The organism is Pseudarthrobacter sp. IC2-21 (assembly GCF_034048115.1).
Taxonomy (GTDB): domain Bacteria; phylum Actinomycetota; class Actinomycetes; order Actinomycetales; family Micrococcaceae; genus Arthrobacter; species Arthrobacter naphthalenicus.
On the sequence record NZ_CP139145.1, the window covers coordinates 2,460,763 to 2,476,048 of the forward strand.

General features: G+C 67.9%; 9 protein-coding genes. 5 read left to right on the plus strand and 4 right to left on the minus strand.

Annotated features, from left to right (window positions below; all coding sequences use genetic code 11):
- Nucleotides 1-92 precede the first annotated feature (92 nt).
- Both SBP01_RS11380 and SBP01_RS11385 read right to left on the minus strand, forming a co-directional pair.
- Nucleotides 93-431, minus strand: a complete 339-nt coding sequence (locus SBP01_RS11380) for a P-II family nitrogen regulator (protein WP_056349123.1) — start codon at nucleotides 429-431, stop codon at nucleotides 93-95.
- Entirely contained in the window at nucleotides 428-1,771 is a 1,344-nt protein-coding gene (locus SBP01_RS11385) for an ammonium transporter (RefSeq protein WP_320535847.1), read from the minus strand. The genes SBP01_RS11380 and SBP01_RS11385 overlap by 4 nt, the downstream gene beginning before the upstream one ends.
- A gap of 319 nt (nucleotides 1,772-2,090) precedes the next feature.
- Here SBP01_RS11385 and SBP01_RS11390 point away from each other — a divergent pair, with 319 nt between their 5' ends.
- Both SBP01_RS11390 and SBP01_RS11395 read left to right on the plus strand, forming a co-directional pair.
- On the plus strand, nucleotides 2,091-3,275 hold the full coding sequence (locus SBP01_RS11390; RefSeq protein WP_320538330.1) for an MFS transporter: 1,185 nt from the start codon (nucleotides 2,091-2,093) through the stop codon (nucleotides 3,273-3,275).
- Between the two features lie 72 nt (nucleotides 3,276-3,347).
- Nucleotides 3,348-5,039 (plus strand): hypothetical protein, encoded by a 1,692-nt coding sequence (locus SBP01_RS11395; protein ID WP_320535848.1) that lies wholly within the window; start codon nucleotides 3,348-3,350, stop codon nucleotides 5,037-5,039.
- A gap of 107 nt (nucleotides 5,040-5,146) precedes the next feature.
- Here SBP01_RS11395 and ftsY read toward each other — a convergent pair whose 3' ends face one another.
- A complete protein-coding gene (gene ftsY / locus SBP01_RS11400) occupies nucleotides 5,147-6,349 on the minus strand; it encodes a signal recognition particle-docking protein FtsY (protein ID WP_275215678.1) in 1,203 nt (400 codons plus the stop codon).
- Nucleotides 6,350-6,403: 54 nt separating this feature from the next.
- A complete protein-coding gene (gene smc / locus SBP01_RS11405) occupies nucleotides 6,404-9,991 on the minus strand; it encodes a chromosome segregation protein SMC (RefSeq protein ID WP_320535849.1) in 3,588 nt (1,195 codons plus the stop codon).
- A 277-nt stretch (nucleotides 9,992-10,268) separates the two neighbouring features.
- On the opposite strand from smc, the gene SBP01_RS11410 reads away from it, so the two are divergent.
- Genes SBP01_RS11410 through SBP01_RS11420 form a run of 3 tightly spaced genes read left to right on the plus strand, consistent with a single transcriptional unit; the run spans nucleotide 10,269 to nucleotide 15,030 of the window.
- On the plus strand, nucleotides 10,269-11,291 hold the full coding sequence (locus SBP01_RS11410) for a 3-oxoacyl-ACP synthase III (RefSeq protein WP_275215676.1): 1,023 nt from the start codon (nucleotides 10,269-10,271) through the stop codon (nucleotides 11,289-11,291).
- The gene (locus tag SBP01_RS11415) at nucleotides 11,285-14,038 is read left to right on the plus strand and encodes an alpha/beta fold hydrolase (RefSeq protein ID WP_320535850.1); all 2,754 of its coding nucleotides are present in this window, start codon (nucleotides 11,285-11,287) and stop codon (nucleotides 14,036-14,038) included. Before SBP01_RS11410 ends, SBP01_RS11415 begins: the two co-directional genes overlap by 7 nt.
- The gene (locus SBP01_RS11420) at nucleotides 14,035-15,030 is read left to right on the plus strand and encodes an NAD-dependent epimerase/dehydratase family protein (protein ID WP_320535851.1); all 996 of its coding nucleotides are present in this window, start codon (nucleotides 14,035-14,037) and stop codon (nucleotides 15,028-15,030) included. The genes SBP01_RS11415 and SBP01_RS11420 overlap by 4 nt, the downstream gene beginning before the upstream one ends.
- Nucleotides 15,031-15,286 lie beyond the last annotated feature (256 nt).

The window sequence follows — 15,286 nt, forward strand, 5'->3', positions numbered from 1 at the left end:
CCGAAAGGACAGGGCGGGCAGGGAACCTGGTTCCCTGCCCGCCCTGTCCTTTACTGCCGCTTAGCGGCTACTGAAGTCCGGCGTGGTTGCTGTTAGATTGCTGCCACGCCGCGTTCTCCGGTGCGAACCCTCACTGCCTCGAAGACGTCCACCGTCCAGACCTTGCCGTCGCCTGCGCGTCCGGTGTTGGAGCTGGCGATGATGACGTCCAGGATGTCATCGGCCTGCTCATCTGTGGCAAGCACTTCCACCCGGATCTTGGGTAGGAGGTCCACGTTGTACTCGGCGCCACGGTAGACCTCGGTGTAACCGCGCTGGCGGCCGTAACCGCTTGCGGCACTGACCGTCAGTCCCTGGACTCCGTAGGACTCCAGACCTTCCCGGATGGCTTCGAGCTTTTCCGGGCGGACGATGGCTGTGATCAGTTTCATGCTTCCACGCTTTCCTTGCCGGCAGCCGGCTGAGTCGTTTTGGCTGCGGACAGCTCGCTGGCCGGGGACTTCCCGGTGATCAGTTCGTGCAGGGGCTGGAAGCTTCCGCCCTGCCCGCCCACACCGAATTCGTAAGCCGTCTCAGCGTGCAGGCTGAGGTCCACACCGACGGTCTCCTGCTCCTGGGAGACGCGGAAGCCCATGGTCTTGTGGATAGCCAGGGCGATGATCAAGGTGAGGATCGCCGAGTAGGCAATGGCGATGCCGGCAGCTGCGAGCTGGGCCCAGAGCTGGGTGAGGCCGCCGCCGTAGAAGAGGCCGCCGCCCACGCCGTCAGTGGGGAGGGCGATGAAGCCCAGGGCAACGGTGCCGATGATGCCGGAGACCAGGTGGACGCCTACAACGTCCAGGGAGTCATCGAAGCCCCAACGGAACTTGAGTCCGACGGCCAGGGCGGAGGCCACGCCGGCGACGACACCGAGACCGAGGGCACCGACAGGGCTGACGTTGGCGCAGGCCGGAGTGATGGCAACCAGACCGGCCACAACACCGGAGGCCGCACCGAGGGAGGTGGGGTGGCCGTCGCGGATGCGTTCGGTGACGAGCCAGCCAAGCATGGCCGCTGCCGGGGCTGCGAGCGTGTTGATCCAGATCAGGCCGCCCTGCTCGGCCGTGGTAGCCGCACCGGCGTTGAAGCCGAACCAGCCGAACCACAGGATGGCCGCGCCGAGCATCACGAACGGGATGTTGTGGGGGCGGTGGTTCGGGTCCTTGCCGAAGCCGCGGCGGTTGCCGATGATCAGGACAAGGATGAGGGCCGCGACGCCGGCGTTGATGTGGACCACCGTGCCGCCGGCAAAGTCGATGGCAGGGCCGAGGGCCTGTCCAATGGCACCATCGGGGCCGAACAGCCCGCCGCCCCAGATCATGTACGCCAGGGGGCAGTAGACCAGCGTGACCCAGACGGGCACAAAGACGGTCCAGGCGCCGAACTTGGCACGGTCAGCGATAGCGCCGCTGATGAGGGCCACCGTGATGATGGCGAAGGTGGCGGCGTAGCCGACCTTGATCAGGCCGTCCGGGGAGGTGATGCCTTCAAGGCCGAAGGTGGCGAACGGGTTTCCGACGATCTGGAAGAACCCTTCGCCGGAGCTCATCGAAGCCCCCCAAAGCACCCAGACCACGCCCACCATGCCGATGGAAATGAAGCTCATCATCATCATGTTCAGCGCAGCCTTGGCACGCGTCATGCCGCCGTAGAAAAATGCCAGACCCGGTGTCATGAACAGCACGAGTGCTGCCGCAATCATGAGCCATACGTGACCTGCGGTAAGTTCCATGGTGCACGTCCTCCCTCTTATCGATGCTGCGGATGTGTTCCGCCTGCCAACGCCTTTTGCGTCCTGAAATGAGTTTGTCCGTGCCGTGTTTCTACCGCTGAGGTTTTTCATTGCTGGTTTGTTACAACAACCTCTAGGAAGTAAATGGTGCATATCTGGCTTGTTACGGTTATGTTTCACCACTTCCACCGGCCCCAGGCCTCCCGCCCTGCAAGGAAACCAGCATTATGACGGCAGCCGCCCTGTGAGCCGCGCCACACCAAGGATTCCGGCGCTCATCCGCCCGGAGCGGCCCCGGCTTCCCCGCGACGTGAAGGTGATGCTCGCCGCTGCCTTCCTGATTGCCCTCGGATTCGGACTCGTTGCGCCCGTTCTGCCGCAATTTGCCACGACTTTCGACGTCGGGGCAACGGCCGCCGCGGTGATCGTGAGCATCTTCGCTCTGATGCGGCTCGTGTTCGCGCCGGCCGGCGGCGCCCTGATTGGGCGGCTCGGCGAGCGGCCCGTGTATGTGTCCGGCCTGCTCATCGTGGCGGTCTCGACGGCGGCCTGCGCCTTCGCCCAGAACTACTGGCAGCTCCTGGTCTTCCGTGGCCTGGGCGGAGTGGGGTCCGTGATGTTCACCGTGGCCTCGATGGCGCTGGTGGTCCGGCTGGCACCCCCGGAGAGCCGGGGACGGGTGTCCGGGGCTTACGCGTCCGCTTTCCTGGTGGGGAGCGTCCTGGGCCCAGTGGTGGGCGGCCTGCTGGCAGGGTTTGGGCTGCGCGTGCCGTTCCTGTGCTATGCCGCGGCGCTTATCGTCGCCGCCGTCGTGGTTCAAACCCAGCTCAGCCACACGACGTCCTCAGCGCGCGCTGCCGGGGCCCGGGCGCCGGCCATGCGCTTCGCCGATGCCCTTGGCGTGGGCGCCTACCGTTCGGTCCTGGTTTCCAGCTTCGCCAACGGCTGGGCAACATTCGGTGTGCGCATGGCAACCGTCCCGCTTTTTGCGGTTGCAGAGCTGGGAGCAGGACCTGAAACAGCCGGCCTGGCTCTGGCCGTCTTTGCCGGTGGTAACGCGGCAGCGCTGACATTTTCCGGCCGGCTGGCCGACAGCCTGGGCCGCAAGCCGATGATGGTCGCCGGGCTGCTGGTGGCCGGACTCGCCACGGCTGCCATCGGCTTCACCTCTGAACTGGCCTGGTTTTTGGCTGCTTCCACCGTGGCCGGAGCGGGTTCGGGCCTGCTGGGCCCCGCCCAGCAGGCCGCCGTGGCGGACGTGATCGGGAACGAACGCTCCGGCGGGAAAGTCCTGGCGGCCTACCAGATGACCACGGACATCGGAACAATTGCCGGGCCGGTTCTGGTGGGAATCCTCGCTGACCGGCTGGGCTACGGCTGGGCATTCGGCGTCACCGGCTGCGTCCTGGTGGTGGCAGCCGCCTGCTGGTCAGTCACACGCGAGCCGCTGGTACGCAGCAGCGGAGAGCTTCCCTCGGCAAAGACCGGACCGGCCGAAGAATAGCCGTGAATCTGCCGTTCATGCGCATTAGATAGGCTTACCGGCAACTCATTCAAACGTTGGAGAAACTCTCGTATGTCCCTTCCTGTACAACCCTCACCGCGAAAGAGGCGGCGTGACGGCACCGACAACGGGCCGGCCCGGAAGAAGCGAATAGCACTGCTCGCGGTTGCCGCGACCGTCGCCCTGATCCTCGTGGCAGTGGCAGCGCTGCTCTTTCTGCCCACCCGCCAGAATCCGTCGGCAGCACCCAGTTCCGCGCCGGCTGTTTCCACGCCCGCACCGACTCCCGACAAGCCGCTGCCGCCGGCACCCGCAGTCACTTATTACAAACAGGCTGGACCGCCCGCCGGCTCTCCGCTGCAGGGCGTTGAACCGCTGAAGCTGGCTGTCTCCGGGGACCAGGTGGGTACGTCCCTCCCGACAGGACTTACGGGGATCTCCCTGGAGGCCACCGACCTCGGCGACGAGGACCTCAGCAGCAGCAACCCCAGCATGGTCAAACTGCTCAGCGAACTCGACCAGCCCGTACTGCGCTTCGGTGGCAATGCCGTGGACCGACGATTCTTCTGGACATCCTCCAATGAATCCATTCCGGCTGGATACTCAGGCGACGCGGCACATCCGGTTCGGGCTGTAGGCCCCGCAGACCTGACGCGGCTCAATACACTGCTGCAGGCTACCGGGGCCCGAGTCAGCCTCACCGTTGATCTCGCTCATTACGACCCGGCGAGGGCGGCAGACATGATGAAGCACGCCACGGCAATCCTGGGAGACCGGCTACTCAGTTTCACTGTTGGCAACGAACCAAACGGTTTTGTGTTCAATGGCGTGCGCAAGGATGGCTACAGCCTGGAAAAGTACCTGACGGAGCTCAAGGCATACGCCAAGGCAATCTACGCCGTGGCGCCAAACCTGCCCATCTCAGGGCCGGGGGCTTATGACCAGAAGTGGTGGCAACCCTTTGTCGACGTGGATATCCCCCAGAAGAAGATTCTTTCCTTCCACCACTACCCTCAGTACAGCTGCGATGGCAGCGACCCGATTGCTTCGCCTACCCTGGCCAACCTCATGGACAGAAAGATTCATGATCGAGCCGCTGATTACCATCGGGCGGCCGTGGACGTCGGGAAGAAAGCAGGCCTGGAGACCTGGCTGCCGGAGACCGGCATAGCCGCCTGCCCGGGTTCAAACGAGACCTCAAAGACACACGCTTCGGCCCTGTGGACGGTTGACTACGCCCTCAATGCTGCCCAACTCGGTATCACTCAGGTGGGCTTCCATAGTTCAATGCTCGCCTGCAAGGGCGGCCCGCCAATGTCAGCGATTTGTAGCGCTGGAAGCTACCCGCAAGGGAACGGGGCCATGTCCGGCCGTGCGAACTTCTTCGGAATGTCGATGCTGGGCGGGCTTGGCGAAGGAAAGTTCCTCAAGGTCAACAGCACTGGCGGCGGGTTGGCGTATTCCTACGCTGTGCAGCACGCAGATGGGAGCACCAGCGTCGTGATTGTCAACGAGAACAACCCGGAGACGGCGGCGCAAACAGACGTCACCATCGATCTTCCGGGCCGTCCGCTGACAGGGACGATGAGCCAGCTCACCGGGCCGAGCTACGGAGCCCAGGACGCGACGCAGATTGACGGCGCGGCTTCCGAGCCGGTACCGCTCGCTGACCGCCCCACGGTGCCCGGCTTCGTGTACGGAGAGCGCACGCAGAAGATCAAGCTCACCGCAGGAACCGCCACGGTGCTCAACTTCACCTACTGAGTCCACCGGGAAACATCGAGGGGCGGGCTTTCGCCGCTAAAGCATGTGCTTAGCGGCGAAAGCCCGCCCCTCGACGTTGGGACGCTGGCTCGACGTTGGGACGCTGGTTAGTTGAGCAGCGCGTCCACAAAGCCCTCGGCATCGAACGGCGCCAGGTCATCGGCGCCTTCGCCCAGGCCGATCAGCTTGACCGGCACACCGAGCGACTTCTGGATGGCCACCACGATGCCGCCCTTGGCGGTGCCGTCGAGCTTGGTCAGGACGATGCCGGTGATGTTGACAACCTCGGCGAAAACCCGGGCCTGGTTGAGCCCGTTCTGGCCGGTGGTGGCGTCCAGGACCAGCAGTACCTCGTCCACCTCGGCGAGCTTTTCGATGACCCGCTTGACCTTGCCGAGTTCGTCCATCAGGCCGGTCTTGTTCTGCAGGCGGCCCGCGGTGTCGATCATGACCACGTCGACTTCCTGGTCGATGCCTGCCTTGACCGCCTCGTAGGCAACGGAGGCAGGGTCCGCACCGTCGACGTCGGACTTCACAGTGGGAACGCCCACGCGCTGCCCCCAGGTGGCCAGCTGCTCCGCCGCGGCAGCACGGAACGTGTCCGCCGCGCCCAGCAGGACGTCCTTGTCCTCTGCCACCAGGACACGGGCCAGCTTGCCCACGGTGGTGGTCTTTCCCACGCCGTTGACGCCAACCACCAGCATGATGGCCGGCTTGTCCGCGTGCCGCTCGGTGCGGAGGCTGCGGTCCATGGTTGGGTCCACCAGCTTGATCAGTTCCTCCCGGAGCAATGCTTTGACCTGCTCGGGGGTCCGGGTGCCGAGTACCTTCACGCGTTCCCGGAGGGCGTCCACCAGCTGCATGGTGGGTTCGGTGCCCAGGTCCGCCAGCAGGAGGGTTTCCTCAACTTCGTCCCAGACGTTTTCGTCGATCTTGTCACTGGAGAGCAGGGCGAGCAGGCCCTTGCCCAGAATGTTGTTGGACCGGACCAGGCGTTCACGGAGGCGGGTGAGGCGGCCTGCAACGGGCAGCGGCGTCTCCACCGGGATGGTTTCGAGGCCGGCGGCGTCGTCCGGGACGTCGGTGATTTCAAGGTCTTCGAGGTCGACGCCGGCCGGAGCCTGCCGTTCGGCCGGCGCCACGGGGGCGTCCTCCAGCAGCGTACCGCCGCCCCCGACGGGATCGTTGGCGTCACGCGTCCCGGGGTACTGGTTGATGTTCTTCCGCGTCTTCATCAGGACCGGGATGAGCCCGCCAATAACCACCAGGGCAGCAACGATGGACAGAATAATGGGGAGGATGTCATTCACTCCCCTAGCTTCTCACAAACGCCGGAGCCGCTTGGGGGTCCCACCAGCACCGATCTAGACGTCGGCCCCCAGCCGCTGGCTGATAACGGTTGACACGCCGTCGCCGCGCATGGTGACGCCGTAGAGCGCATCGGCGACTTCCATGGTCCGCTTCTGGTGGGTGATCACGATCAGCTGGCTGGACTCGCGAAGTTCTTCGAAGATGGTGATGAGGCGGCCAAGGTTGGTGTCGTCCAGGGCCGCCTCCACCTCATCCATCACGTAGAACGGCGAGGGGCGGGCCTTGAAGATGGCCACCAGCAGGGCTACGGCGGTGAGGGACCGTTCGCCGCCGGAGAGCAGCGAGAGCCGCTTGATCTTCTTGCCGGCCGGCCGGGCTTCCACCTCGATGCCTGTGGTGAGCATGTCCGACGGGTCGGTCAGGACCAGCCGGCCCTCGCCGCCGGGAAAGAGCCGGCCAAAGACGCGGACGAACTGGGCCTGGGTGTCTTCGAAGGCCTCGGCAAAGACCCTCTGCACCCGGTCGTCCACTTCCTTGATGATGTCCAGGAGGTCCTTGCGGCTGGACTTCAGGTCCTCAAGCTGGGTGCTGAGGAACTGGTGCCGTTCTTCGAGGGCCGCGAATTCCTCCAGCGCCAGCGGGTTGACCTTACCCAGGGCCGAGAGGTCCCGTTCGGCTTTCCGAAGCCGTTTCTCCTGTTCCTCCCTGACAAACGGTTTGCCCTCAACCACCGGGGCGCCGCTGCCGTCCACCGGTGTCCGCAGCGCGGCCCACTTATCACCGCTGTCCTCCGCAGGGACCGGCACCGGTACGTCAGGGCCGAAATCCGCCACCAGGACGTCCGGCGTGATGCCCAGTTCCTCGATGGACCGGCTTTCCAGGGTCTCAATCCGCGCCCTGTGCTGGGTGCGGGCCAGTTCGTCCCGGTGCACCGAATCAGTCAATTCGGTGAGCTCGCGGGCCAGGGAGTCGTTGCCTCCGCGGATCGACTGCAGTTCGCGGTCCCGTTGCTCCCGGTTCTCCTCCGCAAGATCGCGCTCTTCACGGGCCAGATCCACGGAGACGTCAATGTAGCGGATGGCCAGATCCGCCGCGGCTGCCACTGCCGCGGCCAGCCGGGCCTGGAGCCGCCGGCGGCGCGCCCTTTCGGCCGCCTCTTCCCGGGCTTTGCGCTCCGTGGCGGCTGCGCGTTCGAGCGAGACGGCCCGGTTCCGGGTGGCGGTCAGTTGTTCTTCGGTACTGCGGAGCGCGAGCCTGGCTTCCATTTCGGCGGACCGGGCCAGGGACGCTGCCCGGGCCAGGGCGTCGCGCTGTTCGGTGGACGGTTCTTCCTCCGCGGGCGCTTCCTGCGCCGCGGCCAGCCGGGCGGCGATGGCCGCGAGCGCCTCCTCCTCGGCACGTACGTTCGCTTCGGCCCTGGCCAGGGAAGCGGCAAGCCTGTCGCTTTCCCCGACGGCGCTGCGCAGGATTGAATTCAGGTGGCCGAGGCGCTCAGCGACGGCCGCGAGCCTGGCGTCCGAATCGTGCAGCCTGTCCAAGGCAGCGTCGGTCCGGGCCTGCGCTTTGGCGCGCCGCGCTTCCGCGCCGGCGAGCGCGAACCGGTTCCGCTCAAGATCCGCGGTGACGGCAGCGAGCCTGGATTCGGCGTCGTCGACGGCGGCCTGCACTTCAAGCAGCGACGGCGCCTTCGCGGATCCTCCGGTGACGGTCAGCGCTGTCAGAACATCCCCGGCCACGGTAACGGCGGTGAGCTCAGGCCGTTCACCGACCAATGCGCCGGCGGCCGCCACGTCACCGACGACGACGGATCCCCCGAGAAGCGCGGCCACCGCCGCGCCGTGGTCCCCGCTGGCGGTCACCAGGTCAAGTGCCCGGCGGGCCTTGGCAGGCAACGAACCCGACGTCACCGTGCCCGGGCGCGCCGGTGCGGCCGATTCCAGCAGCAACACGGCGCGGCCGGCGTCGTCGTCCTTGAGCAGCTTCACCACGGCGGCCGCCACTTCGGGATTGCGGACCACGATGGCTTCGGAGGCTTCCCCGAGTGCGGCGGCGATGGCCGTTTCATAGCCCGGTTCAACAGATAGCCCTGCCGCCAGCGTCCCGGCGACACCCTCGAGGCCGGCGCTGAGGACATGGGCCGCACCGTCTTTGCGGTTGAGTCCAAGCTGCAGGGCGTCGCGCCGGGCCACCAGGGAGTCGCGTTCGCGGACGGCTTCCCTGCCGGCGGCGGTCAGATTGGCAATCTCCTGAACAACGGCGTCGAGTTCGGCGCTGGCGTCCTCGTAGTCGGCGTCGAGGGTTTCCTCGCCTTCCTCAACGCCGGCTACCTGGCTTTCGAGGGCGGTGAACTCGGACTGGGCCTTGCTGCGGCGGTCCTGCCCGGCGGCGAGCGAATCGCGGAGCCGGCCCAGTTCGGCCTGGGCGGACTCCACCCGCGACCTGGCCGCGCCCACCTGGCCGGCCAGCTTGGCGAGCCCTTCGCGGCGGTCTGCTGCGGCGCGGAGCACGGCCGTGAGGCGCTTGTCCTCGGCGGCGGCGGCCTGTTCAGCTTCGGACTTGGCACCTGTTGCCGACTCCAGGGCGCTCCGCCGGTCAAGGATGTGACGATCGAGTTCCGAGAGTTCCTCCCGGACCCGTGCGGCCTGCCGCTCCAACTGCTCCGGGTCCCGTCCAGAGTACGGTTCGGCATCGGCGGCACCGAGGAGGCGGCCGCGTTCCCGGGCCAGGGAACCGAGGGAGCGGAGGCGTTCCCGCGCCGCGTTCAGCCGGTACCACGTGTCCCTCGCCCCGTTGAGCCTGGGTGTGGCCTCCGCCGCGAGGTGCTCGATGGCGGCCTGCTGCCGGCGCCCGGACTCCAGTTCCTGCTCCACCGCGGCCCTGCGGGCTTTCAGGGCTGCCTCATCCGCGACGTCCCGGGCCAGGGAGTTTCGCTCCCGGGCCAGGTCATCGGCCAACAGCCGCGCGCGTGCATCGCGGACATCGAACTGGACCCTCTGGGCACGGCGGGCGACGTCGGCCTGTTTGCCGAGCGGGGTCAGCTGGCGCCTGATCTCTCCGGTCAGGTCCGTGAGCCGCTGCAGGTTCGCCTGCATGGCCTCCAGCTTGCGGACCGTCTTTTCCTTGCGGCGCCGGTGCTTGAGGATTCCGGCGGCTTCCTCGATAAATCCGCGGCGGTCCTCGGGGGTGGCGTGCAGGACTTTGTCGAGCTGGCCCTGGCCCACGATGACGTGCATTTCCCGGCCCAGGCCGGAGTCCGAGAGCAGTTCCTGGATGTCGAGGAGGCGGCAGCTGGCCCCGTTGATGGCGTATTCGGAGCCGCCGGTGCGGAACAGCGTCCGGGAGATGGTGACTTCGCTGTACTCAATGGGCAGGGCACCGTCGGTGTTGTCGATCGTCAGGGAGACATGTGCGCGGCCCAAGGGCGGGCGCCCGGACGTGCCGGCGAAAATGACGTCTTCCATTTTGCCGCCGCGCAGTGTCTTGGCCCCCTGCTCCCCCATCACCCAGGACAGGGCATCCACCACATTGGACTTTCCTGAACCGTTAGGCCCCACCACGGCCGTGACTCCGGGCTCGAAGTCGAACGTCGTTGCCGACGCGAACGACTTGAATCCCCGGACGGTAAGGCTCTTGAGGTGCAAGGTGGTTCGGGTCTCCTGCTCGGCGCACTGGGCTGGTATGGGGGGCTGGTATCGGGGGAATGTAGCGGGGAAACGGCCCCTGTTACTTACAATCTACTGCGGGGCTGCGACAATTCCTTGCAGATCCGCGCGCAGGAGCCGCAGGTACTACCGGCAGTGCGGGGCCGGCGGCATGTGCAGGAACTGGCCCGGACCCGGCATAGTTAAGCACTTGGGCTGGTGCTCGATGGTGCGGTCAGCCACCGGAGCGCAGTACAGACACGAATAGGGGCTTAATTTGACAGGGAATGCAACATTCCGGCACAACAACACCGCTTTGCTTTCGGTGAGCAGCGTCGAAGCTCCCAAGATCGTCAGTTCCGCTGATTTCGACCGCAGGCTGGCCCCCACCCTGCGGCGCTTGAAGTTTCCCCCGCGCCTGCTTGAACGGGTGGCAGGGATCACCCACCGCCGTTGGTGGGCGCCGGGGACCTCGTTCGACGACGCCGCCATCGAGGCGGGCGCTAAGGCTTTGGCCGAATCCGGGGTGGAAGCGTCGGAGGTGGGTCTGCTGATCAACACCTCCGTCACACGGCGCAGCCTGGAGCCGTCCGTCGCGGTGAAGATCCATCATGGCCTCAGCCTGCCGTCGTCGGCCATGAATTTCGATCTTGCCAACGCCTGCCTGGGCTTCGTCAACGGCCTGACCCTGGCGGCCAACATGATCGACTCCGGCCAGATCAAGTACGCCATGATCGTCAACGGTGAGGATGCCCAGGCCACTCAGGAGGCCACCCTTGCCCGGCTGCAGCGGCCGGAGACCACCCGTGAGGACTTCGGCCGTGAGTTCGCCACCCTCACCCTGGGTTCCGGCGCGGCCGCAGCCGTGCTGGGCCCGGCGGACCAGCATCCAGGGGCGCACCGGATCGTGGGCGGCGTGATGCGCGCCGGCACTGAACACCATGAGCTGTGCGTGGGCGGCATCGACGGCATGGCCACGGACACCAAAGGCCTGCTGGACGGCGGCCTGCAACTGGTGGTGGACGCCTGGCACGAGGCCAAGCCGGAGTGGGACTGGGCAACGATGGACCGGTACGTCACCCATCAGGTGAGCAACGCGTACACCCAGGCCATCATCGACGCAGTGGGCCTGGATCCGGAAAAGGTCCCCATCACCTTTCCCCACTGGGGCAACGTGGGCCCGGCCTCGCTCCCCATGACCCTGGCTGCCGAAGCGCAGACGCTGGCGGCCGGGGACAGGGTGCTGTGCATGGGCGTCGGTTCCGGGCTCAACACCGCCCTGCTGGAAATCGTGTGGTGACCGCAGACTGGCCCGGCGTTGACCCCGAATGGTCCCGGGAAATTGACGTGCCGTCCACCTCAGCGGCGGATAAACCCGGCGCTGTGCGCACCTGGCACCTGCTCGATAACGGTCCGCAGCTCGCGCGCCGGGGACTGGTTCCTGCCGGCACGCTGCTGTGCGTGCACGGCAACCCGACGTGGTCCTTCCTCTGGCGCAGCCTGCTGGCCGCCGGCTCGGACGCCGGGTCCGCCGCCACTTCGGATACCGGTACCGCCGCCGGGCGGCCGTGGCGCGTGGTGGCCGTGGACCAACTGGACATGGGCTTTTCGGAGCGAACCGGAACGTTCCGGCCCCTGGCAGACCGCATCAACGACCTGGCCGACCTCACCGCCGCCCTCGGGCTGGACGGGCCGGTGGTCACGGTGGGCCATGACTGGGGCGGCGTCATCAGCCTGGGCTGGGCGCTGGCACACCAGGAACAGCTCGCCGGGGTGGTGCTGACCAACACCGCGGTCCACCAGCCCGCCGGCTCCCCCATCCCGGCGGCGCTGCGGCTCGCCCTGCACCCTGCCGTCCACCGCTGGGGAACGACGACGTCGGACGCCTTCCTGCGGGTCACGCGTGCCCTGGCCCGTCCGCCCCTGGCCGCGGAGGTCCGCCGCGCTTTCATGGCCCCTTACCGCGGCGCCGGCCGCCGCACGGGCGTTGGCAACTTTGTTGCCGACATCCCGGCGGACGCGTCCCATCCCAGCTACCCGGCACTCAATGACGTCGCCGAAGGCCTGCGAGGGCTGAGCGTTCCCGCGCTGATGCTCTGGGGCCCCGCTGATCCGATCTTCTCCGACCGGTACCTGAAGGACCTGCTCGGCCGTCTGCCGCACGCGCAGGTGCACCGTTTCGAAGGTGCCGGGCACCTCGTCGCCGAGGACCGGGACATCGCCGCCCCCGTCTTCGAATGGCTCGCCGGGCTTGGCCTGGCTGAGTCGTCCGCTCTTCCGCCGAAGGACGCCGCGGCCGGCGCTCCTGAGCCGGCGGACCACGCCGCAACGGAACAGGCAGGCACCGCTGTTCCGCCCCTCTGGGCGCCGCTCACCGGACTGGCAGCAGGAGCCGACGGCGGGGACACCGCCGTCGCGGAAATGGCTGCGGACGGGCAGGTCACCCGCTCTCTCACTTGGCTGGAGCTCGAACAGAACATAGCCCGCCTTGCGGCGGGGCTGCGGGACATCGGGGTGGGGCCGCAGAAAAGGGTGAGCCTGATGGTTCCGCCCGGCGTGGACCTGACCGTGGTGCTCTACGCCTGCCTGCGGCTCGGCGCGGTGGTGGTCGTGGCCGACGCCGGCCTTGGCACCCGCGGACTGAGCCGCGCAGTGAAAGGCGCCACCCCGGATTTCCTCATCGGAATCGACAGGGCCCTCACCGCCGCCTTGGTACTCGGGTGGCCCGGCCGGCGGATCAGCGTGCGGGAGTTACCCGCCGCCCGGCGCCGGCTCCTGGGAGTGGAAACCTCCCTCACCGCGCTCGCCCGCCGCGGAAGCCGCGCCGGTGAGGGGCCGACGTCGGACTCTTCCGTTCCGGACGCGGCTCCGGCTCCCGACGCACCGGCCGCCGTCCTCTTTACGTCCGGTTCCACCGGACCTGCCAAGGGCGTTCTCTACACCCACCGGCAGCTCGCCGCGATGCGCGATACCCTGGCCGCAACGCTGGGGATCCGTCCGGGCGCACGGCTGGTGGCGGGCTTCGCACCGTTCGCTCTCCTGGGGCCCGCCCTCGGAGCGGTTTCGGTGACCCCTGCCATGGACGTCACGGCACCGCGCACCCTCACGGCCCGCGCGCTGGCAGACGCCGCCGCATCCATTGACGCCACCGTGGTCTTCGCCTCGCCGGCGGCCCTCCGGAACGTCCTCGCCACCGCGGGGAGCCTGAGCCCCGCCGGGCACGGGGCACTGGAGCGCGTGGAGTTGCTGCTCTCCGCCGGCGCACCGGTCCCGGAGCCCCTCCTCGCCGAGGTGCAGCGGCTTATGCCGCGGGCTTCGCTGCACACCCCGTACGGGATGACCGAAGCGCTGCCTGTCACGGATATCTGCCTGGAGCAGATCCGCGCGGCCCGGGCGGACGCGGACGCACGAACCATGCCCGGAGCAGGCAATGGCGTGTGTGTTGGCCTGCCCGTGAACGGCGCGCGCGTAGCCGTGATCCCTTTGGCCGAAGACGGAACCGCCCCGGGTGACTGCCCGGTCACGGCGCCGGGGGTGACCGGCGAGATTCTGGTCAGCGCGCCGCATGTGAAAGAGGCGTACGACAGGCTCTGGCTGACCCAGCGGGAGAGCGTCCGCACCGCCGGCTGGCACCGCACGGGCGATGTTGGGCATTTTGACGCCGCGGGCCGGCTCTGGGTGGAAGGCCGCCTCGCGCACGTCGTGACGGCGCCGGGTTCGGTGGTGACGCCGGTGGGTGCCGAGCAGGCCATCGAACACCTGGACGACGTCGGGCTGGCCGCCGTTGTGGGGGTCGGCCCCGCCGGGACGCAGGCCGTCGTGGCGGTCGTCGAGACGGTGCCTGCTGTGCGCCGGGCCGGGCCCGCCGCGCCGCACCTGGCCGGACGGGTGCGGGACGCCGCGCGCCTCGCGGGCGTCAGTGTCTCCGCCGTGCTTGCGGTCCCCGCCCAGCCAACCGATATTCGCCACAACGCCAAGATCGACAGGACCCGCCTGGCGCGGTGGGCCTCCCGCGTACTGGCCGGCGGCCGCCCGGGCACGCCATGAGGGTGCTGGTCACCGGCGCAAGCGGGCTGCTGGGACGTGAAGTGGCCCGGCTGCTGGTGCGGCAGGGGCACGCCGTCACGACGTTCCAGCGCCGCGCCGCGGGGGTCGACGGCGCCGCGGACTTTTCGGGGTCCGTTACGGACGGGGACGCGGTCCGACGTGCGGTGGCCGGGTTCGAAGGCGTCATCCATCTCGCGGCGAAGGTCTCCTTCACGGGGCGTGCCGCTGACTTCCATGAGGTTAATGTCGAAGGGACCCGCCGGCTGATCGAGGCCGCCCGCGAGGCAGGCGTGCGGGACCTGGTGTTCGTCTCCTCCCCCTCGGTGGCCAACTCAGGGGCCGCCATTGCCGGGCTGGGTGCCGAACCGGCAGACCCGGCCCGCGCACACGGGGATTACTCCCGCACGAAGGCAGCCGCGGAACTGCTGGCGCTGGCAGCGGACTCACGGGAATTCCGGGTCGCGGCGGTACGCCCCCATATTGTCTGGGGGCCGGGCGATACCCAGTTGGTGGAACGGGTGCTCGAGCGGGCCGCCCGCGGCCGCCTGCCGCTGCTCGACGCGGGCGCCGCCCTGATCGACACCACGTATGTGGACAACGCCGCCTCCGCCATCGTTGCCGCGCTGCACCGCATGGAACAGGTCCACGGCCGGGCCCTCGTGGTCAGCAACGGCGAACCCCGCCCGGTGGGTGAGCTGCTGGCTGGCATCTGTGCGGCGGGCGGCGTGCCGGCGCCATCGTGGCGGGTGCCGGGCAGGATTGCCCGTGCGGCGGGATCCGTGGTGGAAAAGATCTGGCTCCGTTCCGGCAGGGAGGATGAGCCGCCCATGACACGGTTCCTCGCCGAGCAGCTCTCCACCGCCCACTGGTTCGACCAGCGCGAGACCCGTGCGCTCCTCGATTGGACCCCCGCCGTCTCCCTTGACGAGGGCCTGGCGAAGCTGGCCGCACACTACGGCGCGCCAACGACCGCACGGACTGTGCGTCCGTAACGAGACGCCGGACGCAGCGATGAAGGCGCGTGGCGCTGCCCGTTTCGCGGGGTTGTGCGGGTTTCCACAGACTTGGCCGCAGACTGACCGGTCGCCTTGTTGAGGGTTTAAGCGGAGCCTAGAATCGCACCAACAGGGTTGCTATGAGCTGCTCAGCTTGGTGGTCTCTCACGGGTCTTCGGACCGGTTCCAGCCAAGCTAATTCCATCACCGGTGCAGACGGCGGGGAAGCAGCACAGGAGCGTCAGCCCTGCGG

Bases quoted from the DNA above. Each gene is read 5' to 3' on its own strand.
- SBP01_RS11395 (WP_320535848.1), top strand. From the start codon at position 3,348: ATGTCCCTTCCTGTACAACCCTCACCGCGAAAGAGGCGGCGTGACGGC.
- SBP01_RS11420 (WP_320535851.1), top strand. From the start codon at position 14,035: ATGAGGGTGCTGGTCACCGGCGCAAGCGGGCTGCTGGGACGTGAAGTG.
- SBP01_RS11380 (WP_056349123.1), bottom strand. From the start codon at position 431: ATGAAACTGATCACAGCCATCGTCCGCCCGGAAAAGCTCGAAGCCATC.
- SBP01_RS11390 (WP_320538330.1), top strand. From the start codon at position 2,091: ATGCTCGCCGCTGCCTTCCTGATTGCCCTCGGATTCGGACTCGTTGCG.
- SBP01_RS11385 (WP_320535847.1), bottom strand. From the start codon at position 1,771: ATGGAACTTACCGCAGGTCACGTATGGCTCATGATTGCGGCAGCACTC.